Consider the following 20,676-nt stretch of genomic DNA (forward strand, 5'->3'; position numbering starts at 1 on the left):
CTGTTTTTATATACAGTAATGCTTCGGGCCTTACTTTGCAAGTATCTAAAGAAATTTTTTATGGAACAAATTTGACAATAATAGGGGCATTAGCTTTATTTATATTGTTACCCAAAGTTAAACACAAGCGATGGAGTGAGTGTTGGGTAATAGCTAACTACCTGTCCAAGATGGACATCACGGAGGAAATTATGAAATTACTATCAAGTCTTTTACTTGCCACGAGTATTGCGTTACTGCCTACAACACCGGCATTCGCCGTAAAACCAACCGAAGCAACACAAGTTAAAATGCAAAAGCTCAGTATTAACAAAGCTAGCATCGATCAACTTACTCAATTACCGGGTATTGGTGAGTCTAAAGCTAAAGCGATTGTTGAGCATCGCAATAAGCAAGGTCCGTTTAAGTCGGTAGAGCAATTAAAAGAAGTAAAAGGAATAGGCGATAAGGTATTTGCTAAACTTGAGGGGAAAATTACGCTTTAAAAGACTAGGGCGTGTATATGGTCTCCTCCAACATTGCAAGAATAAACAATGAGTTTTGACAGGGATAGGTTTGCGTTCGTATATCCGGCTTCTTAATTGAAACACTTTGGTTTCGAGCCTCGATGAACTTCGCACATATCGTCCTTATCGTTGACACGAGTTTATCAAACTCACACGCCCTATCAGGTTTTCGATATGTCGGTTTTACCTGTTTGTCATCACTTGATGTTTATTCAGCAATCCTCTGAAGTGAACTCGTTATTCATTGTTAAGCCGTTACCAAATCATCGTTGTAACGACCGCCGTGTTTTAATATCGCCCAACCAACGCGAGCTAACTTATTGGCAAGCGCAACCGCAGCTTTGTTCCTGCCTCGCGTTTGCTCTATTCGCTTTATCCATTTTGCCAGTGGCGTATCTTTGTTCGCACTGACTCGCATAACGGCTCTGGCACCGTGTATCAATAAGGTTCTTAAATACCCATCGCCCCGTTTACTGATACCCAGTAAATTTTGTTTACCGCCGGAACTATGTTGCCTCGGAACTAAACCTATGGAAGCTGATACCGCTCGTCCATTGTTAAATTCACTGCCATTGCCCACATGTTGATAAAACGCACTGGCAATCAATGGGCCAATACCCGGAATACTCTGTAATCGAACACAGGCATCATCTTTACTTAAGTCATGGATTTTTTGAGTATAAACATCCAGGTGCGCTTTAAGCTCTGACAACTTTTTATAGTGTTGTTCCAATAATTCCTTGAACAACTCACTCAACCCATTATTTGCTTCTCTATCGTATAACTCAGGCAAGGCCTTATAAACATTATGTACTCCCAATGGAATGACAATCCCATACTCATACAATAAGCCTCGTATTTCATTACTATTCGCTGTTCTGTCTCGCTCACATTTCTTGCGTAGTACATGCAGCGATTGAATATCTTGTTGGGTTTGGGTTTTTGTTCTAACAAAACGCATTTCTGGTCGCACAACAGCTTCGGCTATGGCTAATGCATCATTAAAATCTGTTTTGTTACCTCTGACATAAGCCTTTACGTGTTGAGGCGCTATTTGTTTTACCCGATGCCCCAGTTTTTCGAGTTCTCTTGCCCAGTAATGTGCACTGGCACATGACTCGACTCCAACTAGGCAATCATCTAGTTGAGCAAAATAATTCAGTATTTCTTTTCTTCTCAGGATTTTTTTCTTAACAATTTTACCTACTTGATTACAGCAAACCACATGACTCACATTCTTTGCTAAATCTAATCCAACTGTTGTAATATTCATCTCGGTCTCCTCGCTTTATTACTTGAATCGTTCAATTCCAAGTTTGGCACATTGCGATGCCGAAAGGGAGGAGACCATTTCATCGTTGACCTATTGTGATTAATTTTGCAGCAGTATGTTTGGTATTTAAGCAAGGCAGAGCCTATGTCGTGTGGTTGTTCAACATAAATAGGCGATAACGCAGCATCCATACCAAACACGCGCTACCTTTTGGGTTCTTCCTAGGGGCGATTATCTTTTTATTACTTAAATAGATGAAGCTAAAGGCCGTGGGCAGAACGCGGTAGCTTTGCTCGATTTTTACTTAGTCCACTAGGTTACAAATCTCGCGCCGCGATTAAATTGCCCCTAGAGTGAACAAACTTTAATCCACAAAGGTCAACACGCCCTAAACAGGGCGTTATTCGCCCTGTTTAAATTCATTGATAGCTTTGTCTAAATGCGCTAGTGCGAACAAATTTTCGATAGGTGTTGTGATAAGTGGGTAACTTAAGCCTGCTAATAATAACCAAGGTAACAGCATCCAGCCTTCAAAGTAGGCTAAACCTAAAAATAATGGCGCAAGAAAGGCAAGCTTACACACCGATAAAATAATCTTTTTACTTGGGCTTAAATGAGCCAGAGCAAGTGCAATTATTTGCTGGCGCTGCCTTACTTTAAAAGTTTTTAAAGCAGGGATTTGACTAGTAAAAAAATAAATCATTATAACGACTTTTTAGTTACTAAACGGCTAAATAAAACTGCTACAAAGACTATTGAAAACGCAGCGAAAATAATCTCCATCCATGCAGGCATACTCATTGATGCAAATTGCCAATCAATATTGCCGCAATCGCCAGTGGCTGCAAAAAAGCTAGGGATCCATTCATGCAGTGGCATAAAGCTTGGGAAATTAGGCTCAAATGCGCAGCTAAATGCAAAAGGGTCGGTATTGTTTTGCATTGCAATGTGTTCTTTAGCAATAAAGTAACCCCAGATTGCAGAGATACCCCAAGTAGCAAATGCAACAAGGCGAACAACCATATTTTGTGGGTTAATCGCTCCAATCACACCTGCTGCAAGTAAGCCTAAAACAGCGGTACGTTGATAAATGCACATAATACATGGTTCAAGTCCCATGCTGTATTGAAAAAACAACGCAGTGACTTCAAACGCTAGTGAAATAAATGCTAATAATAACCAAGGTGTTCTTTTAGTTGCTAATTCTGCTAACCAATTCATGAATGATCCAATTTGAAATTGTTTTCAAGATTATGCTTAGACGGGGCTGTGGGTGCAAGTATCTAAGATGAAATTATACGAAAAAGGAGCCAAGCGGCTCCTTTCATTAATCAGTAATGATCGTCAGTTAAACACTTACAGCTTGCAAAGACTCACTTTGATAACAACCAAGTACACGGGTGTACTGAGTATGTTCTTTTAGCTCTTCTAGTGCCTGTTTAACATGTAAGTCATCAAGGTTTGCTTCGAGATCTACATAAAACACTTCTTCCCAAGGGTTTCCAGGTACTGGACGTGACTCTAGTTTTACAAGGTTAATTTTGTGATGTTTAAAAATCATTAAGGCGTCAGCTAACGAACCCGCTTGTTGCTTGGTGGCCATAATTAAACTCGTTTTGGTTGGGATTTGTTTCGACACTTGAAGAGGTTTACGGGCTACTACAATGAAGCGGCTATGGTTTTCACTTTGATTGGCCAAGCCTGATTTAACCACTTCTAAACCGACGTTTTTCCCTGCTTGTGCAGAGCCGATAGCGGCACTGTTTGCGGTTTCAACTGCTGATTGCAATGCATGGAAAGTTGAATCACAGGTTTCATGTTGAATGTCACCTAAGCCCTGAATGAAACGGCTACATTGAGCAAAAGGCTGTGGGTGAGCAAATATTTTATTGATATGAGATAACTCAGTACCAGGCATCGCTAATAAACAGTGTTCAACGCTGTGCGTCACTTCACCAACAATTGATACTTGAGCGTGCTGTAATAAATCGAATACTTCATTGATACTACCAGAACTGGTGTTTTCAATGGGTAATAAACCAAAATCAGCTTGGCCACTTTCTACTTTACCGGTGATTTGGTCAAAGCTAGAACAACCCATTTCAATTACTTTACCCGGGCGGCGGCTGAAATATTTATGACAGGCTAATTGACTGTATGAACCTTGACCACCCAAATAAGCAACACGATGACTTTCGCTCATGGCTTCTGGGTTAAGGTTTTTTTGCAACATCGCTTGTTGGTTTAGAACAGAATCTTCAAGAATGGTTTGGAACACGTTATTAATGTAGTACGCATCAAGGCCTAATGATTTTCCATAACTAATGAGCTTTTCGAGTAATGCTTGTTCGCGAGCCTCATCGCGAATTGGTTTGTTATTGGCTATCTTGTACTCAACCACGCTGTGGCTGATACGACGTCTTTTTGCCAGTAAGACAAGTAAGTCGGAATCTATTTCATTAATATCGTGTCGTAACGCATTTAATGTATCAATGCTCATGTTGGTTTCCTCATTCCAAAACAGTGCGCAAACAAAAAAGCCTCCCAAGTGGGAGGCTTTAGCTATTCGGTGAATTTATCTCGCAAACAGTTAAGCCTCCTCTATTTAAAGAAGCTAAAAAACGAAAAGTAAGTGCGAGAGATAATTTGTTTCATTGAGTTAATGTAAAAACACTTGTATGTAAAGTCAACCGCCTATCGAGGCTAATTTTGAAATCATATGTGTTTATTCAGAAAATTCATTAATCTTTATAAAAAATTTATAAATATAAAAATGAATCTGGTATATTTGTTTTTGCACAATAAATAATAACAATTATTAATAAGGTAGTCCTGTGGTGTATCGACGACCGCCATCACGTTTTGGTGTGAATTCATTAAGTATGAAATTGTCGCTGCTGATCTCTGCGATTTGTTTGATTGCAGGTATATGTGCTGCGGCTTTGATGCTTAAATCTGAAGAAAAACAGCTTGTTTTTGAAGAGCATGAACTTTTAAAACACTCGAGTGAACGCTTGAGTCGTCAATTTAACCGCCTGATTAAAACTAAAATAAATATCGCTGAGCAGGCTAATAATGTTGTAAGCAGCCAACTGCTTCACAATGAGTCTCACTTACAAAGCAAACGAAGCGCCGATATTAAATTTTCCGTTGATGGCAGTATCCGCAGTACTTCAGAAAATGGTTTATCTGCAGCGTTTATCCCTCAAGATAAATATTCTGAATTTTATAAGCAGCTTATAAACGATTCTGAATCATTGTGGAAAATCGTTTCACCTACTTTAATTCAGGATTTCTTTAATTTTTACTTAGTTACGAAAGACAACTTTATTCGTATAGCGCCACCAAACTGGGCGCTAAATGTACCTGGCGACTTTGACTTCACCAAAGACGAAGCCTTCAATTATGCCCAAGCTGCAACTAATCCAAGCCGAGAAGCGGTATGGTCAAAAGTGTATTACGACACTATTTGGCATAAATGGGTCGTTAGTGTACTTGTGCCAATCTACCTTGATAACGAATTTTTTGGTGTAACAGGTAGCGATATTGCTCTTGAAACTTTATTGGCACAACTGCCTATTGGTGATCGTGAGCAACATCTATTTGTTTTCGATGCAAAAGGTCAGTTATTAGCTCACCCTGATTTAGATAGGACAACTTTAGAGCAATATGGACGAGAAGGTAAAAAATTACTGACAGAAGATTTTGTTAATCCCGATCTGCAAAAGCTAGTGTCTGAAACGATTCGCTTAAAATTACCTGAGTCTGCAAATTCATTTGTCCAAGATGGCGAAACTCACATTATCAATATTCGTAAAGTTGAGAACCTAAATTGGTATATTGGTATTTATAAAAAGCGTTCGTCGGCACTTTCAGCACTAGAAGAGCTAAAAGTAAAATTCTTTGGCTTGTTTATCTTGTACGCTATTTTAGTTGCCTTGTTATTGCATCAAGCACTTTACCAATTAGTACTGCGTCGTATTCACTCATTAGTTAACGCGGTGGTGAGTTTTGGCAAAGGGCAATTACAAACAGAGTTTCCAAAAGCCAATAAAGATGAAATTGGTACCTTAAATGGCTCGTTCAGAGACATGGCTATTGAAATTCGTAAATTAATTGATGGGCTCAACCAGCGCATTAGCGAAAAAGAAATAGCTGAAAAGGCAGCTAACCGCTTATCTAAAGCTGTGGCTTTCTCGGGCACCGGTGTAGTGATCACCAACCAAGATTTTGAGATCAAATACGTGAATCCGAAAATGGTTGAAATGACCGGTTTCGAAGAGCGTCATTTCATTGGTTCGCCGCTGTTAAATATCATCTCTCAAGAAATGGCTATTTTAGTTGATGATATTGATATTGACTTACGTAGCCGTAATTACTGGCGAGGGGATACCTTATTACAAGCTAATGAACGCCAATCTGTTTGGGTTTCGCTAAGTATTTCACCAATTCGTGAAGATGGTGGTGAGATCACCAGTTATGTGGCATCTGCGCAAGATATTTCGTTTGTGAAAGAAAGCCAACGTAAAATGGAACAACTGGCTTACTTTGATACTTTAACTGGACTTGCTAACCGCACTTTCTTCAGAATGCAGCTGCGCAAGTCAATGGCACTTGCTGAGCGTGGTCATTATGCATTTGCCTTATTCTATTTTGACTTAGACGAATTTAAACGTATCAACGATACGCTAGGTCATGATGCGGGTGATCAGTTGCTAGTAGAAGTTGCTAATCGCCTGAAAAAGCGTCTGCGTACAGAAGATACGATTGCGCGTTTAGGCGGCGATGAATTCGCGGTATTATTAAGTGGTATTGAGCATCAAACACACGCCATGGAAGTCGCAAATACGATTCAACGCACTCTCAATGAGCCTATCAAATTAGGTAATAATGAAGTGATCATTAGTGCCAGTATTGGTATCACTATGGCGCCATTTGATAGTCAAGAAGAAGATCAATTACTTAAACATGCTGACCTTGCGATGTATGAAGCAAAAGCCAAAGGGCGCAATACCTTCCACTTCTATAGCCAAGAATTAAATGCAGCTGCGAACGAGCGCTTATTTATTGAAAATGAGTTACGTACTGGTATCCGTGAAGGGCAGTTTAGAGTTTATTATCAGCCACAAGTGGATTGTCGCAATAATCAGGTAGTTGGGTACGAAGCGCTTATTCGTTGGTTCCACCCTGAAGAAGGAATGATCCCACCGACGAAATTTATTCCAATTGCTGAAGCAACCGGTTTAATTGTTGAGTTAGGTGCATGGATATTACGAGAAGCCTGTGAATTTGCGGCTCGTTTAGCAAGCCAAGATTTGAAGAATAATATTTCAATCAATCTATCGGCTCGCCAGTTTAAAGATGCCAACCTAGTGACGACTCTTGATACGATAATCAAGCAAACAGGGGTTGAGCCTAAACGCTTACACCTTGAGTTAACAGAAAGTATGCTGATGGGGCATGTTGAAGCCGCTATTTTACAACTGCATCAATTAAAAGCCTTGGGGGTATCAATTTCAATCGATGACTTTGGAACAGGCTACTCTTCATTAAGTTACCTAAAACGTTTCCCTGTGGATATCTTGAAAGTAGACCGTTCTTTTGTGAAAGATATCCCTGAGGATACTAATGATATGGAAATTACCGCTGCGATTATTGCTATGGCGCAAAAGTTGAAACTTAATGTTGTTGCCGAAGGGGTTGAGACCATTGAACAAATTGAGTTTTTACAAAACAACAACTGTTATATTGTGCAAGGTTACTACTATAGCAAGCCTATCCCTGAAGATGAGTTGCCTGCACTTTATGAACAGCTCAACTCTTTGAATTCATAAAATACAGAACTCAAAAATATAGGGGGCGACTAGCCCCCTGCAATTTTAACTTTGAATTTCAGTCCCTCGAGAATCGCTTTTAGCTTATCTCTGTCATCACCTTGAACTTCGATGATACCGTCTTTTACTGCACCGCCTTGGCCCATTTTACTTTTAATGGTCTTAGCTAATTTTTTTAAGTCGTGCTGTTCGCTGTCGATCCCAACAACTAACATGACACCCTTACCTTTGCGGCCTTTGGTTTGACGTTCAATACGCAAAAAGCCGTCTTTAAAAATTTTACCTTGGGTTGGTTTGCTTTCTTTAGGTTGCTCAATGCGACCAGTAGCAGTTGAATAAACTAGATTATTATCGCTCATAGTGGATCTCGTAGTAGAAGCTTGGCTAAATGATAACAAATTTCATCCTAAGTGTTTTAATTTTTGGCTTATTTGTTCTAAGCGGTTATATTTAATTAGGTATCAGGAAAGATTTGTTTATTAGGAGTTTATTATGAGTTTATCGCGCAGCACTTCTGCTGATGGCGCTATATTAACCGTACAAATCAAAGGAAAATTTGATTTTAATTTGGTGCAATCTTTTCGTCAGGCGTACGCCGATCTTAACGACAATATCGATAAAGTGGTTATTGACCTCAGAGAAACAGATTACATGGACAGCTCAGCGTTAGGCATGTTGCTGAACATGAAAAAAAACCTAACAGGCAAAGTTGAAACAATTCAAATTAGTAATTGCCAACCGCAACTGAAAAAAATCCTGCAAATTTCACGTTTCGATAAAAAGTTCGACATTGATTGATGCTTAATATTCTGGTTGTAGACGATCTAGCCTTAAATCGTCGCTTATTAACCGTGATGTTAGAGCAGCAGGGCTACCGTGTTTATACCGCTGAAAACGGGCTTGTTGCTTTAAACCTGCTCGAAGAACACACCATTGATATTGTGTTACTCGATGTCATTATGCCTGTGATGGACGGCTTTGAAACCGCAGCGATTATCAAAGAGCGCTTTAGCCAAGTTTACTTACCGATTATATTTATTACCTCTTTAGAAGATGAAGCGAGTTTTGAGCGTTGCTTAGCGGTTGGCGGCGATGACTTTTTACATAAGCCATTTCAAGAGGTCATTCTTAACGCGAAAATTAAAGCGCATAGCCGGATCCGTAATTTAAGCCAAAAGGCAAGAGAGCAAAATCTACAACTTGAATATCATCAAAATCAAGTCGAGCGCGAACATGAAATCGTCGAACATATTTTTAATAACGCCCTCGAAAACCAACAGTCATTTCCGTCGCATTTAGACTTTCATTTATCACCTGCCGCTATGTTTAATGGCGATATGTTTTTGGTAGCACAAAGCCCAATTGGCAGCTTGTACTGCATGCTTGGTGATTTTACCGGCCATGGTTTAGCTGCTGCGGTCGGAGCACTTCCTGCTTCAAGGGTATTTTATACAATGGTAAGTAAGGGAATGTCAGTCAGTGATATTGCTGCAGAAATTAATTCAGTACTAGGTAAATTACTGCCAGGACATATGTTTTGTGCTGCCACCATTATAGAGCTCAGTAACACCGGGAAAAGTGTTTCGGCTTGGCTTGGAGGATTACCTGATACGTATATCATCGACCAAAATGGAGAACTCATTCGCACTCTTGAATCTCAACACATGGCACTGGGTATTTTAGAAGAGGATGAATTTGAACGTGCACTTATTCACATAGAGGTAGAAGATACTTCTCGTATCGTGATGGCGACCGATGGCATTATTGAAACGACTAGCCCAAATGATGAATATTTTGGTGAGCAGCGTTTTAAAAAGGTGCTTGGCTCAAAGCCAAATATTTCTTCAAATCAAGTATTAGAACGAGTAAACAAATTTGCCCGCGGCAATAAACAACAAGACGACTTAAGCTTAGTATTATTAAATTGTTTACCTATGGATGAGTCTGAGCAAAAGTCTGAACAGCTATCTGCATTACCCTTTAATTTTTCATTGAGCTTAAATTCAAAGCAAATCAAAAGCACAGATCCTGTGTTGGAAGTAGTTGATGTAATAAGTAAAGTGGCGGGGTTAAATGCCCATCGCGCAAATATCTTTTTGATACTCTCAGAGGCCTATAATAATGCCTTAGATCACGGTGTGTTAGGTCTCGACTCAGAGATTAAGAATCAAGAAGATGGCTTTTTAATTTATTATCAACAACGAGAAGAGGCCCTCGCAAATTTAACAGATGCTTTAATCATTATTGATATCCGTTATTGCCCCGAAGAGTGTGCTCTATATTTTACCGTTTGTGACTCAGGAAACGGTTTTAGTAAAGAGCAAACAAATCAACAAAGCCTTGCAAGGGAGCATGGTAGAGGCTTGTGCTTACTTAGAGAAGTTGCCTCAAAAGTGACATTTAATAGTGCTGGTAATCAAGTCGAAATTTATTATCAATTAACAGCAAGCAGTACTAGCTCACACTAAAATCGCATGTTATCATCCTGGCATTATAGATGTTTGGACGGCTAAATGATTTCTAACTACTTATCTACTGCACAGCTTGAATTACCAGAAAACTTGGTTGCTGAGCAATTATCGAACCTTGAACAATATCTTGCAGAGTCCGCTTCACCAGCAGTGCGTTGGGAATATCAAATTCCTGAGCTAGGCGAGGGGGGGGCGTGTAGCTTATTTGGTTATTTGCAAGATGAACCATTCAAATTAAACGATTATGTTGCAGATGATGCTACAAATACTGAAAAGCTGACTAAGCTTCAACAAATCATCGATTTTGTCGTTGCTCAGACTCAAGTTGATTGGTTTGGTATTTATCAAGCAACAAATACTGACGAAGGCCCTCAGTTATTAAAACTGGTTTATCACGGGGCACCTAGCCGACCATTATTCCCGCTTACAGAAGCGTTTGCTAAAGGTAGTAACAATGTTCAAGTCGCGCTTTCTAAGCAAGGTCGCGTGATCAATAACGTTGCTGATTATCTTGCAAAAGGTGGTGAGTATTATACCTGCGATCCAAAGGTGAAAGCTGAAACCTGTTTACCCTTACTATCAGCTAAAAATGAATGCTTAGGTATTATAGATGCAGAAGCATTTAGTAATGATTTCTTTGATCAGCAGACCCTTGCATTACTTGTGGCTTGTTGTATTAAAATTCCTCAACTCTTGGTCTAATTTTACTAGTAATCAGGCTGGGTTTTTATGTTAAGCTAGTGGCAACGCTAACCCCTATAAAAAGAGATAGTCAATGTTCTCAGAATTAAAACCATTACCAACAGATCCTATTCTTGGCCTAATGGCGGCCTTTAAACAAGATACAAACCCAAAGAAAATTGATTTGGGTGTAGGTGTTTATAAGGATGAGCAAGGCAATACGCCTGTATTAAAAGCGGTTAAAAAAGCGGAAGCGTTTCGTTTAGAAAACGAAACCAGTAAATCGTACATTGGCTTGGCTGGTAACTTAGATTACTGTCAAAAAATGGAAAACTTATTACTGGGTGAGCATCCAGCACTTTTAGCTAACCGTGTTCGCACTGCACAAGCACCAGGTGGTACAGGTGCATTACGTGTTGCAGCTGAATTCATCAAGCGTTGCAACAAAGATGCGACGGTATGGGTAACTACGCCAACGTGGGCAAACCACATCAGCTTATTTGAAGCGGCGGGCTTAACAGTAAAAGAATACCCTTACTACGATTACGAAAATAAAGACCTTTTATTTGATGACATGATTAATACCCTTAAGCAAGTGCCTAAAGGTGATGTTGTGTTATTCCACGCATGTTGTCACAACCCAAGCGGTATGGATTTAAATGCTGAGCAATGGAGCACAGTTGCAGATCTTGCTGTTGAAGTTGGTTTCACGCCACTGGTTGATATTGCTTACCAAGGTTTTGGTTCAAGCCTTGAAGAAGACGCAGCGGGTCTTCGCAAATTAGCAGCAGCGGTAGATGAACTAATCATCTGTTCTTCATGTTCGAAAAACTTCGGTCTATACCGCGAACGTATCGGTGCATGTTCAATCATTGCTAAAGATGCAGCGACTGCTGATATCTCTAACTCTGTATTATTAAGCGTTGTACGTAGCATCTATTCAATGCCGCCTGCACATGGTGCTGATATTGTTAGCACGATTTTAGGCAGCACTGAGCTGACGCAAATGTGGCATGACGAGCTTGATGAAATGCGTAATCGTATTAATGGCTTACGTACTTTAATCAAAGAAAGCTTAGCAGCGAAAGGCATTGAGCAAGACTTCTCATTTATTGATCGTCAAAATGGTATGTTCTCATTCCTAGGTATTAATAAAGAGCAAATCGAACGTTTACAAAAAGAGTACTCAATCTACATTGTTGGTTCTAGCCGTGTAAACGTTGCTGGTATCAGCGATGCAAACATTGATTACTTCGCAAATGCAGTAGCAGACGTTTGTAAATAATCGGCTCTATAGCGATAAAAAAAACCGCATGACTGCGGTTTTTTTGTGCCTGTAATATGTGTTACTACGAGTAGGTATTAATGTAGCCAGCGAATGGCGTCATTAATCATATTGTTGTAGCTGTCAAGCGGAGCGCCAATACTCGCTATTAAGATAGTATCGGCTCGCTCTCCGCGGTTAATGTGACCAGCAAAACGCTCATCATTGAAATCATCAGAGCCAGTGCCAAACGGTTGCTCGTCAGAAGGCACTATGAATACTGTCATTGGGCCAAAGTCAGACTCAAACACCAAGTGTAGGCCTTTTTTGCCTTGAAAGTCACAAAACATCAAATAGGTTACTTTACCTGGTAGCTCATCTAGGTGTCCGCCAATAGTAGCAAACTTTTCATTTACATAAGCAAGGTCTATCGCTTCATGCTTATCTAACGCGCCAATCTCATGATAAAGGTGTGTAAAGGCATGCTCACCCACACTGTATAAAGTATGTTGTTTGTTAATGACAAAGAACACACTAATTGCCACTAAAAACGATGCTGCGGCGGCTAAATACAGGCGATTGAAGGCAAAGCGCGACTTAGCCTCAATAATAGTGTCTAGCGGCTGCTCATGGTTTTCTTCACAAGCATAGGTGTTATCAATAATTCGCTTTGCCAAATTTTCAGGCACGGGTACGTTAAGCGCTTTGCTTAGTTCATCATCGAGGGCACGTACATCATCAATAAACGCCTGTTTATCAGTGTCCTGCTCGGCAAACGCTTCAAGTTCCTTATCAATAGTGCTTGGCTCGGCGAGGATGCGGCGGCGAAACTCGAGTTCATCCATTAATTTGATGCTCCTCTAAGTTGATCATCATCACTGCTTAAAGCCTCTTTAAGCTGGTTTCTGGCACGAAAAAGTCGTGTCATGACAGTATTTTTATTTAAATCGAGGATCTGGGCAATCTCGTCGCCAGAGCAACCCATTACCACCTGCAGCAGTAATGGTTCTCGATACTCTTGTGATAACTTTCCAATTTGTCGTTGAATCACTGTTTGTTCCATTTCAGCATCAAGGGTTGTACTTTTTTCATCTACAAGGGTGTCGTTTTCAACATCGGCGTAATCAAATTGTTTACGTTCAAAGCGACGTGCATTCTCGCGACGTAAGATAGTTAACAACCAAGGTTTTACCGCTTGTTGATCTTGCAGTGAATCCAAGGCACGCCAAGCCCTCAGGAAAGTTTCCTGCACTAAGTCTTCAGCAATGTTCTGATCACGACACAACCAATACGCAAAGCGAAAAAGCTCACTGTGGTAGACATGAACCAGCGCTTCATATCGCTTTTGTTTTTCTGTCATAGTTACTAAGACCCGCCCATCAAAAAAAATCTTTCTGAGATTATTATTTTTTTCTTAAAAAAACGGCTAATTCAAGATTAGCCGTTTATATTCAATCTATTAGATTAATCGTTAATCGTAAAGATTTTTTAATTCAGTGCTATTACTTGTCGATTGAGTCTGTTTAGTTGCTTGGCTTAGCAAGTTTACAATTAAACTTAAATCAACTTGTTCATCTGCTGAACTATAAAGTTTAGTGCGTAATTTAGCAATTTCATCATTAAGTTGTGTGTTTTTGAGTGATGCGAGTAAATACTCAATGGCCGCTACATTCTTACCTGTGTACTGTTTTGCATAGAGGTTTAATGCGTTATAAAACGCTGAGCTATTGTTCTGTTTTGCAAACAGCTTTAACTCATTTAATGACACGGATGTAACACTCTTAGATAATGCTTTAGGCGTTGATTGTTGAGGGCGCTTTTTAATGTAAAGCACTAAGGTGACTAACCAAAGTCCATAGCCGACAATTGCCACGATAATAAGCCACATCGGGCTCGTGACTTGCGTAACGGTTTGCACATTAGTTGGCGTATGACTCAGCTCATTAGAGCTTGCTGTTTGCGGCTCTGCGATAGCTGGGGCTGTTGGTGTGAGTGGATTTGTACTTGGCACAACTGTTAATGTTCGAGCAGGTATTGTCGCGTAGCTAATACGATTGATTTTGGTATTAAACCAAGGCAGCTTTATTTCAGGTAATGTGTAAGTGCCCGGTGTTTGCGGTAATAAAGCATAAGAAGCAGTTTGTTGTGAAATAACACGGCCATCACGTACCAGATGATTACTCTCTTTTTCATCAGGGTAACTTCTAAAACCTTGCACCTGCGGCATATCGATATCAGGAAGTTGCTCTTTAGTAACCCCCAATGCGGTTAAGGTGATAGTTCGAGTGATCGGCGTACCGACTTCCACGGTGTCATCTTTTGGTTGCCATTGCTCATCAAGGTTAACCAATTCACTCGGTAACCAAGCACCTGAGTAGTTTTCTGGAATTGGCTTGATTTCAATATCGACATCTTCGCCCATTGCTGAAACAGCCATTTGTCGGTAATTTTGACGAATACGGCCATTGAATACTGGGGCTGTGATGGTATTCACGCCACTTTTTTGTGGTTGCACTAAATACTCACGGGTGATCACTAAATAGCGTTTTCCATCAATTAACTCATAGTCTTCAGATTGCTTGTTAATTGGAGTTAGCTCAGCGTTTTCCATTTCTGGTGTGGTTAAGTTGCCATCAAGCAGTTCTTTGTTGTTGTCTAAATACAATTTAACCGTATAAACACCGGCTTCTTGCACGTATAAGCTAGTTGGCTTGATGCTTGTTTTAATGAAGGCTTCTTTATTTTGCTCAGAGGTTTGGCTGCGCTTAGCCACCGTTAGCTCAATCGGTTTTGAACTGACACCAGCAACGGTAAAAGCAGGAATGGTATAAGTGCCTTCTTTGCGGGTCATCAGTTTTACAGACCAGTTAGTTTGCTTACTGATTTCACCATTAATAATGTTGGTACGCGAGCTTACACTGGTAGGCCCTACAACAAAGTTTTTTAATAACACTGAAGTGTCGGGTTGTTCGCTGTTAATAGAGTCGTCTGCTGAGATGGTTAAAACAAAAAACTCACCGGCAAGGACTGGGTTTTTATCAACACTTGCCTGTAGCTGGGTGGCAGCCCAAAGCGGCGCTGCCGCGATTAGCAATAAACAACATAATAATCGCATTACCATGATTTTTCGGCTCCTCGTGGACGACGTTGATAGTTTCGTTTTTGTGCTTCTAATTGCATTTTATTTCTTAATAAGATCGCAGGATCATCGGGAACTTTACGCAGCAATTGATTAAGTTGCTGGGCTTTTTCTTTCTCTTCATTAGTCAGCTCAGCAGCTTGTGCCTGCATAGCCTGTTGCTCTGCTTGCTGTTTAGCTTGTTCATCGCTTTGCGATGGCTCTGGCTGGGCATCTTGTTGCTCAGGAGATTGCTCTGGCTTTTGCTCACCTGATTGTGGCGACTTTTCTGATTCAGATTGCATTTCAGGTTTGTTTTGTTGATCACTTTCAGAGTCACTTTGCTCACCTTTTTGATCTGACTGTTCGCCTTGCTCTGAGGGTTGTTGGCCATCTTGCTGCTCACTTTGCTCAGAGTTATCGCCTTGCTGGGAGTTTTCACCCTGTTGCTTTTGCTGGTTATCTTGCTGACCATCGGAGTTTTGTTGATCAGTGTTTTGCTGTTGATCTTGTTGCTGCTGTTGCTCTTGCTGCTGCATTAACTGTTCAACAAGGGCTTGGTTTTCTTTTGCTTCAGTGAAGTCATTTTTAAGCTGTTGGGCTTTCTTATAAGCTTCTATTGCTTGCTCTAGTTCACCTGCCTTTGCAAGGGCATTGCCATAGTTGTACAAACCCGTCGCAGATTTATCTTCACTAAACGCATCCATGGCAGCTTGGTAATTACCTTGCTGATAAAGGGCTGCGCCTTTTAATTGCGTGTTTTCAGCTTGGGCGGCTTGTTCAAATTGATTTTGCTGATAGGCATCGAGAGCGCGTTGGTCTTGGTTTTTAAACACCTCTGGTAACTCGGCGGCGTAAACCTGTTGCTGAGGTAATAGCATAACGAACAAAAAGCCAAGTACTAGGCTGCTTCGGCGAATTAAAAAGAGCGCTAATGGTAGTAAAATAACAAGACCGTATATACCAGCATCAACACGCCATAACGCTTGGCTTTGTTTCTCGTCTTTGAGTACTTCAGCATTGGCTGTTGGGGCAAATGCTTGAATATCTTGATTACTGGTTTGATAAAGTGCAAATTTGCCACCGCTGTTGCGCGCTAAAGCACTTAAGCGACTGATATTTAGCGTCGGAATAACAATCTGTCCTTGCGAATCTTTTAAAAAGCCACCTTCAGGTAACTTAATAGGCGCACCTTGCTCCGTGCCGACGCCATAGACATTCAAGCGATAACTCGACTGAGCGGTAAAGCGACTAATATCTTCTTGATCAAGGCTATCAACCCCATCGGTAACTAAAATAATATCACCATCTAAATAGCCTGCTTGTTTAAGTAAATCGTCGGCTTTTTCTAGGCCTTCAATAACATTTGAACCTTTGCTCGGCATGATATCTGGGCTTAGGCTTGGGATGAGGTTAGCTAAGGTGCTGGCGTCATTGGTTAGCGGTGAAATGGTAAATGCAGAACCTGCATAAGCAACCAATGCCGTATCACCTTCTTTGAAAAGTTCAATCATATCAAGTGCTTTAAAGCGAGCTTGAACTAATCTATTTGGTGCGATGTCGGTACTGAACATTGAGTACGACATATCCATCACAATAACCCGTGCGTTTTTCGCTTGAAACACTGGGACTTGTTTTTTCTCGAAGCTTGGACCTGCTGCAAACACAATGGCTAGCAAGGTAAAAATAGCAACTAGCCAAAGCGGTTGGCTTTGCTTTTTATGATTGTCACTCATTACAAACTGCGCCAAATGGGGGGCAATTAAATCAGCTGGGGCGTTCTTTTTATTGCGTACTAACAACACACTAAAAATAATCAGTGCGGGGAGCAATAACCAAAGTAGTGCAGGGCGAATAAATTCAAAATCCATACTAGCTCTCCTGCTTAAATTGGCGAATAAAATTGACTAACATTGTTAAGCTTATTAAGCCTAGCGCTATAAGCAGTGGAATATAAAACAATGAAATTTGTGGACGGAACGTCTGCTCATCGCTACTGATAGGCTCAAGTTTATCGAGCTCCTGATAAATTTGCTGCAAGCCAGCCACATCTTTTGCACGAAAATATAAGCCGCCAGTTTGTTCTGCAATACGTTTTAGTAAGCTTTCATCTAAGTTACCGCCACTCATTCCACCCATATTGAATAAGCTAAAACCACGCGGGTTATCGGAGCCAACACCTATGGTATATACCTTGATGCCTTCTTCACGTGCTAACAGTAGTGCATCTTCTGGGTCAAGGTTACCCGCGGTGTTTTGACCATCAGTTAATAGCACTACGATACGGTTACTTTCATCTTTGTTAGCAAAGCGTTTTACTGACAAACCTAATGCATCTCCGATAGCTGTTGCTCGACCAACTAGACCGATTTGCGCCTCGCTCAGCATTTGGCTCACGGTTTTAACATCACGCGTAAGAGGTGTTTGTAAAAATGCGGTGTCGCCAAATAAAATGAGACCAAGGCGGTCGCCTTGACGTTGCTCAATAAAGTCACTCAGTACCGCTTTTACCATAGTTAGCCTGTCGACATACTGGTTTTGATAGGCCATATCTTGTTCTGTCATAGAACCAGATAAATCTACTGCAAGCATGATATCGCGGCCTTCATTGGGCAAGGTGATGGGGTCATCAAGCCAAGTCGGGTTTGCGATAGCAATAACTAATAATCCCCATACTGCCCACTCGAGCAAAGATACTTTACGACTATGTTGCTGCACCGCTTGATTATTCAAACCAAGCTTAGCAAAGCCAGGAATACGCAACCGTAATTGCCCTTGTTGCTTTAACGGCATAAAGCGACTTAAAAGCCAAGGTAGGGGTAAAAGCACAAAACACCATGGCCAACTAAACTCAAACATTAATTGGCTCCTTGAGTTTAAAGTTGCGAATGGCACTGCGTAATTTAGCTGCAAGTTCAGCATTATTACTTTGCTGCTGATAAAGCGGCATCAACTCGTCGTAACTAAAGTTATCGCCACTTAGCTTAGATAAATTTTCAGACCACTTTGCCAAAGGCTGAGAGGCAAGTTGACTGCTGTAATAATGACGGGTTAAACGTTTTAAAATAATGTGTAGCTCTTGTGCATCATCATCACTAAGGGTTTTACTTAATTTAATAGCTTGTTTCTTGGCTTTTTTGAACTGTTGGTTTTTATATAAAAGCACTAAGCCGATAATTAATAACGAACCAACTAAGGCGATGATCAGCCACCAAATTGGAGCAAGTGGCCACCATGCAACCTCGGTCGGTGCAATGACATCATGTAAGCCATCTAGCGGATTTTTTTGCATTGTTACTTTCTCACTAATTGCAGCTCAAGTGGAGTGGCTGCACTGAATGAAATTAAACTAAGCCCAGATTTTTGTAGGCGCTTTAACCTATTAGAAAAAGACTCTTCAGCAGATTTAGCGAAGCGCTCGCGAAATTGCTTGTCCATTAATGGTAAAGCAAGATCTTGTCCATTTGCCGACACAGTTACTGTTTGTTTAAAAGCAGGTAACTGATGTTCAAATGGGTCGCTAATATGGCAACCAACCAACTCACAGTGTCTGCTCAGCATTTCAAGTTGTTTAAAGCTCGCTTCATCAAGGGCACTAAAATCAGAAACGATATAAACTAGGCTACCGGGTTTAGCCAAATGGTTAAGGCGTTTTAGGTTTTCACTAAATAGGCTGTTGGCTGTTTTGTCGATATTATTGAGCGCTTGGTTGTGAATATCACATAAGTTGTGACAGAGCTTTAACACCGCCTTTTCGCGTGACGTAGGCTTTAATTCGTGATGACTATGTTGATTGAACACCAGACCACCAATGCGGTCACCTCTTTGACACGCCGACCAAGCAACTAATGCGCTAATATGCGCTGCTTGCACCGATTTTAACAGTAACTTTGAGCCAAACAGCATCGAGTTAGAAAAGTCGGTAAATACAAAAACAGGGCGTTCTTTTTCTTCTTGAAACAGTTTAGTGTGGGTTTCGCCTGTACGGGCGGTAACACGCCAGTCGATAGAGCGTATGTCATCACCAGCTTGATAATGACGCACTTCAGCAAACTCCATCCCGCGACCTTTATGTGGCGCAAGGTATTGCCCAGCTAAACTGTTTTTGATTTTTACTTTGGGCGCAAGTTCTAGTAAACGAGCTTTGGCTTTGTAATACATCAACTCTTTGAGTGATAAATTGACGCCTTGACTATGGCTCGTTGCTAACCACGCCGCTGTATCAAATTGGCTCGACATAGCTTATGGCACTGCTACCAATTCTAAAATACGGCTGATCACGTCATCTTTACTGATGCCATCGGCCTGCGCTTCGTAGCTTAAAATGATACGGTGACGTAACACATTATGCAGCACCGCTTGGATATCATCTGGGGCTACAAAATCACGGCCTTCAAGCCAAGCATGAGCTCGTGCGCATTTATCAAGGGCAATGGTTGCACGCGGGCTTGCGCCATATTCAATCCAGCGGCCAAGTTGCTCATCAAGCTCTGAAGCTTCACGGGTTGCAACAATTAATTGCACTAGGTACTTTTCAAGTGGCTCAGCTAAGTACAAGCCTAAAATAGCTTTACGCGCAGCAAAAAGTTCACTTTGACTAATTTGTTGTGTCTCTGCTTGCTTATCAGAAATAGCCTCGCCACGGGTTAGGCGTAGGATATCTAATTCGTGTTCAGCACCCGGGTAATCAATGCTCAAATGCAATAAGAAGCGGTCAAGCTGTGCTTCTGGTAGTGGGTAAGTGCCTTCCTGCTCTAGCGGGTTTTGGGTTGCCATAACCATAAATAGATCAGACAGTGGATAAGTGTTTTTACCAACCGTTACTTGGCGTTCAGCCATGGCTTCGAGTAGCGCAGATTGTACTTTAGCAGGGGCACGGTTAATTTCGTCAGCCAAAATTAGGTTATGAAATAACGGTCCTTTTTCAAATACAAATTCACTGGTTTGCTGACGATATATATCGGTACCTGTGACATCCGCAGGTAATAAGTCTGGGGTAAACTGAACACGTTGGAAGCTACCTTCAACCCCTTTTGCTAAGGCATTGACTGCACGGGTCTTTGCAAGACCTGGAGGGCCTTCTACTAATAAATGGCCATCTGCCAAAATCGCGATTAACAGTGCTTGGGTTAATTGTGGTTGGCCGATAATTTGCGTGTCTAAGTATGATTTTAATTGTGAAAATGCGTTAACTGCCATAATAAAAAGACTGTCCTAAAAGCGTGAGTCAAAAATTGTTTTTGCTATGCGCCAATGCGTTATATTCAGTACCGATAAATTCTTTACGCGGTACCGTGGTGGGGCGCTATTAACAAGTTATAAGGATTCAAAAGTTATAACACAAGTGTTAGACACAAAATCCTCAAATAGTTCGTTATTTTTTAAGGATTTTTAGCCTACCATATAAATACAGTGTTTTTTTGTAAATAGGCCAAAAAAAGCCTATGGTTGAAAACTTAATATTGGCATTCGTACACGGGTTGTTTTAGAATCAGGAAAAACAAACAGGTCAGACCTGTCAGCGGGAGA

Annotated in this window: 18 protein-coding genes and 1 pseudogene; 6 read left to right on the forward strand and 13 right to left on the reverse strand. The window is 40.9% G+C overall.

Annotated elements, in window-relative coordinates; all coding sequences use genetic code 11:
* The first annotated feature begins 191 nt into the window (after positions 1–191).
* Entirely contained in the window at positions 192–485 is a 294-nt protein-coding gene (locus J8Z25_RS05300) for a ComEA family DNA-binding protein (RefSeq protein WP_130052039.1), read from the forward strand.
* Between the two features lie 268 nt (positions 486–753).
* On the opposite strand, the gene J8Z25_RS05305 is transcribed toward J8Z25_RS05300, so the two are convergent.
* The 4 genes from J8Z25_RS05305 to J8Z25_RS05320 all read right to left on the reverse strand — a co-directional run bounded on the left by J8Z25_RS05305 (position 754) and on the right by J8Z25_RS05320 (position 4,279).
* A complete protein-coding gene (locus tag J8Z25_RS05305; protein ID WP_250659740.1) occupies positions 754–1,779 on the reverse strand; it encodes an IS110 family RNA-guided transposase in 1,026 nt (341 codons plus the stop codon).
* A gap of 400 nt (positions 1,780–2,179) precedes the next feature.
* On the reverse strand, positions 2,180–2,482 hold the full coding sequence (locus J8Z25_RS05310) for a DUF6170 family protein (protein ID WP_130052038.1): 303 nt from the start codon (positions 2,480–2,482) through the stop codon (positions 2,180–2,182).
* Complete coding sequence (gene dsbB, locus J8Z25_RS05315; protein ID WP_130052037.1) at positions 2,482–3,000, reverse strand: disulfide bond formation protein DsbB; 519 nt, start codon at positions 2,998–3,000, stop codon at positions 2,482–2,484. The genes J8Z25_RS05310 and dsbB overlap by 1 nt, the downstream gene beginning before the upstream one ends.
* 127 nt (positions 3,001–3,127) lie before the next feature.
* Positions 3,128–4,279 (reverse strand): chorismate mutase, encoded by a 1,152-nt coding sequence (locus tag J8Z25_RS05320; RefSeq protein ID WP_130052036.1) that lies wholly within the window; start codon positions 4,277–4,279, stop codon positions 3,128–3,130.
* Positions 4,280–4,613: 334 nt separating this feature from the next.
* Here J8Z25_RS05320 and J8Z25_RS05325 point away from each other — a divergent pair, with 334 nt between their 5' ends.
* Positions 4,614–7,613, forward strand: coding sequence for a bifunctional diguanylate cyclase/phosphodiesterase (locus J8Z25_RS05325; RefSeq protein ID WP_167657951.1), 3,000 nt, complete (start codon positions 4,614–4,616; stop codon positions 7,611–7,613).
* A gap of 29 nt (positions 7,614–7,642) precedes the next feature.
* Here the strand turns inward: J8Z25_RS05325 and J8Z25_RS05330 are convergent, their stop codons facing one another.
* Positions 7,643–7,972 (reverse strand): SUI1 family translation initiation factor, encoded by a 330-nt coding sequence (locus tag J8Z25_RS05330; RefSeq protein WP_130052034.1) that lies wholly within the window; start codon positions 7,970–7,972, stop codon positions 7,643–7,645.
* A gap of 133 nt (positions 7,973–8,105) precedes the next feature.
* Between J8Z25_RS05330 and J8Z25_RS05335 the strand changes: the two genes are divergently transcribed.
* The 4 genes from J8Z25_RS05335 (at position 8,106) to J8Z25_RS05350 (ending at position 12,050) form a co-directional block, all read left to right on the forward strand.
* Entirely contained in the window at positions 8,106–8,411 is a 306-nt protein-coding gene (locus J8Z25_RS05335) for an STAS domain-containing protein (RefSeq protein ID WP_130052033.1), read from the forward strand.
* Positions 8,411–10,081 carry an ATP-binding SpoIIE family protein phosphatase gene (locus tag J8Z25_RS05340; RefSeq protein ID WP_167657952.1) on the forward strand — a complete coding sequence of 557 codons (1,671 nt, stop codon included), beginning with the start codon at positions 8,411–8,413 and terminating at the stop codon, positions 10,079–10,081. Before J8Z25_RS05335 ends, J8Z25_RS05340 begins: the two co-directional genes overlap by 1 nt.
* A gap of 45 nt (positions 10,082–10,126) precedes the next feature.
* Entirely contained in the window at positions 10,127–10,786 is a 660-nt protein-coding gene (locus J8Z25_RS05345) for a GAF domain-containing protein (protein ID WP_239977167.1), read from the forward strand.
* A gap of 73 nt (positions 10,787–10,859) precedes the next feature.
* On the forward strand, positions 10,860–12,050 hold the full coding sequence (locus J8Z25_RS05350) for an amino acid aminotransferase (protein ID WP_054553227.1): 1,191 nt from the start codon (positions 10,860–10,862) through the stop codon (positions 12,048–12,050).
* A 77-nt stretch (positions 12,051–12,127) separates the two neighbouring features.
* Here the strand turns inward: J8Z25_RS05350 and J8Z25_RS05355 are convergent, their stop codons facing one another.
* The 8 genes and pseudogenes from J8Z25_RS05355 to J8Z25_RS05390 all read right to left on the reverse strand — a co-directional run bounded on the left by J8Z25_RS05355 (position 12,128) and on the right by J8Z25_RS05390 (position 20,346).
* Positions 12,128–12,874, reverse strand: coding sequence for a DUF3379 family protein (locus tag J8Z25_RS05355; RefSeq protein WP_130052029.1), 747 nt, complete (start codon positions 12,872–12,874; stop codon positions 12,128–12,130).
* Positions 12,874–13,422 (reverse strand): annotated as a pseudogene (locus J8Z25_RS05360) (sigma-70 family RNA polymerase sigma factor); the annotation flags it as partial. The pseudogene J8Z25_RS05360 and the gene J8Z25_RS05355, both read right to left, overlap by 1 nt.
* A gap of 78 nt (positions 13,423–13,500) precedes the next feature.
* Positions 13,501–15,150, reverse strand: a complete 1,650-nt coding sequence (locus J8Z25_RS05365) for a BatD family protein (RefSeq protein WP_250661793.1) — start codon at positions 15,148–15,150, stop codon at positions 13,501–13,503.
* Entirely contained in the window at positions 15,144–17,018 is a 1,875-nt protein-coding gene (locus tag J8Z25_RS05370) for a VWA domain-containing protein (protein WP_250661794.1), read from the reverse strand. The genes J8Z25_RS05365 and J8Z25_RS05370 overlap by 7 nt, the downstream gene beginning before the upstream one ends.
* A gap of 1 nt (position 17,019) precedes the next feature.
* Positions 17,020–18,006 (reverse strand): vWA domain-containing protein, encoded by a 987-nt coding sequence (locus J8Z25_RS05375; protein ID WP_250661795.1) that lies wholly within the window; start codon positions 18,004–18,006, stop codon positions 17,020–17,022.
* Entirely contained in the window at positions 17,999–18,439 is a 441-nt protein-coding gene (locus J8Z25_RS05380; RefSeq protein WP_130052024.1) for a DUF4381 domain-containing protein, read from the reverse strand. The genes J8Z25_RS05375 and J8Z25_RS05380 overlap by 8 nt, the downstream gene beginning before the upstream one ends.
* A 2-nt stretch (positions 18,440–18,441) precedes the next feature.
* Positions 18,442–19,386 carry a DUF58 domain-containing protein gene (locus J8Z25_RS05385; RefSeq protein WP_130052023.1) on the reverse strand — a complete coding sequence of 315 codons (945 nt, stop codon included), beginning with the start codon at positions 19,384–19,386 and terminating at the stop codon, positions 18,442–18,444.
* Positions 19,387–19,389: 3 nt separating this feature from the next.
* Complete coding sequence (locus J8Z25_RS05390; RefSeq protein ID WP_130052022.1) at positions 19,390–20,346, reverse strand: AAA family ATPase; 957 nt, start codon at positions 20,344–20,346, stop codon at positions 19,390–19,392.
* Between the last annotated feature and the right edge of the window lie 330 nt (positions 20,347–20,676).

This window comes from Pseudoalteromonas sp. SCSIO 43101, assembly GCF_023650775.1.
GTDB lineage: Bacteria > Pseudomonadota > Gammaproteobacteria > Enterobacterales > Alteromonadaceae > Pseudoalteromonas > Pseudoalteromonas apostichopi.

Excerpts from the sequence above, each read along its gene's own strand:
- J8Z25_RS05300 (WP_130052039.1), top strand. The coding sequence starts at position 192 with ATGAAATTACTATCAAGTCTTTTACTTGCCACGAGTATTGCGTTACTG.
- J8Z25_RS05305 (WP_250659740.1), bottom strand. The coding sequence starts at position 1,779 with ATGAATATTACAACAGTTGGATTAGATTTAGCAAAGAATGTGAGTCAT.
- J8Z25_RS05310 (WP_130052038.1), bottom strand. The coding sequence starts at position 2,482 with ATGATTTATTTTTTTACTAGTCAAATCCCTGCTTTAAAAACTTTTAAA.
- dsbB (WP_130052037.1), bottom strand. The coding sequence starts at position 3,000 with ATGAATTGGTTAGCAGAATTAGCAACTAAAAGAACACCTTGGTTATTA.
- J8Z25_RS05320 (WP_130052036.1), bottom strand. The coding sequence starts at position 4,279 with ATGAGCATTGATACATTAAATGCGTTACGACACGATATTAATGAAATA.
- J8Z25_RS05330 (WP_130052034.1), bottom strand. The coding sequence starts at position 7,972 with ATGAGCGATAATAATCTAGTTTATTCAACTGCTACTGGTCGCATTGAG.
- J8Z25_RS05335 (WP_130052033.1), top strand. The coding sequence starts at position 8,106 with ATGAGTTTATCGCGCAGCACTTCTGCTGATGGCGCTATATTAACCGTA.
- J8Z25_RS05340 (WP_167657952.1), top strand. The coding sequence starts at position 8,411 with ATGCTTAATATTCTGGTTGTAGACGATCTAGCCTTAAATCGTCGCTTA.
- J8Z25_RS05345 (WP_239977167.1), top strand. The coding sequence starts at position 10,127 with ATGATTTCTAACTACTTATCTACTGCACAGCTTGAATTACCAGAAAAC.
- J8Z25_RS05350 (WP_054553227.1), top strand. The coding sequence starts at position 10,860 with ATGTTCTCAGAATTAAAACCATTACCAACAGATCCTATTCTTGGCCTA.
- J8Z25_RS05355 (WP_130052029.1), bottom strand. The coding sequence starts at position 12,874 with ATGGATGAACTCGAGTTTCGCCGCCGCATCCTCGCCGAGCCAAGCACT.
- J8Z25_RS05365 (WP_250661793.1), bottom strand. The coding sequence starts at position 15,150 with ATGGTAATGCGATTATTATGTTGTTTATTGCTAATCGCGGCAGCGCCG.
- J8Z25_RS05370 (WP_250661794.1), bottom strand. The coding sequence starts at position 17,018 with ATGGATTTTGAATTTATTCGCCCTGCACTACTTTGGTTATTGCTCCCC.
- J8Z25_RS05375 (WP_250661795.1), bottom strand. The coding sequence starts at position 18,006 with ATGTTTGAGTTTAGTTGGCCATGGTGTTTTGTGCTTTTACCCCTACCT.
- J8Z25_RS05380 (WP_130052024.1), bottom strand. The coding sequence starts at position 18,439 with ATGCAAAAAAATCCGCTAGATGGCTTACATGATGTCATTGCACCGACC.
- J8Z25_RS05385 (WP_130052023.1), bottom strand. The coding sequence starts at position 19,386 with ATGTCGAGCCAATTTGATACAGCGGCGTGGTTAGCAACGAGCCATAGT.
- J8Z25_RS05390 (WP_130052022.1), bottom strand. The coding sequence starts at position 20,346 with ATGGCAGTTAACGCATTTTCACAATTAAAATCATACTTAGACACGCAA.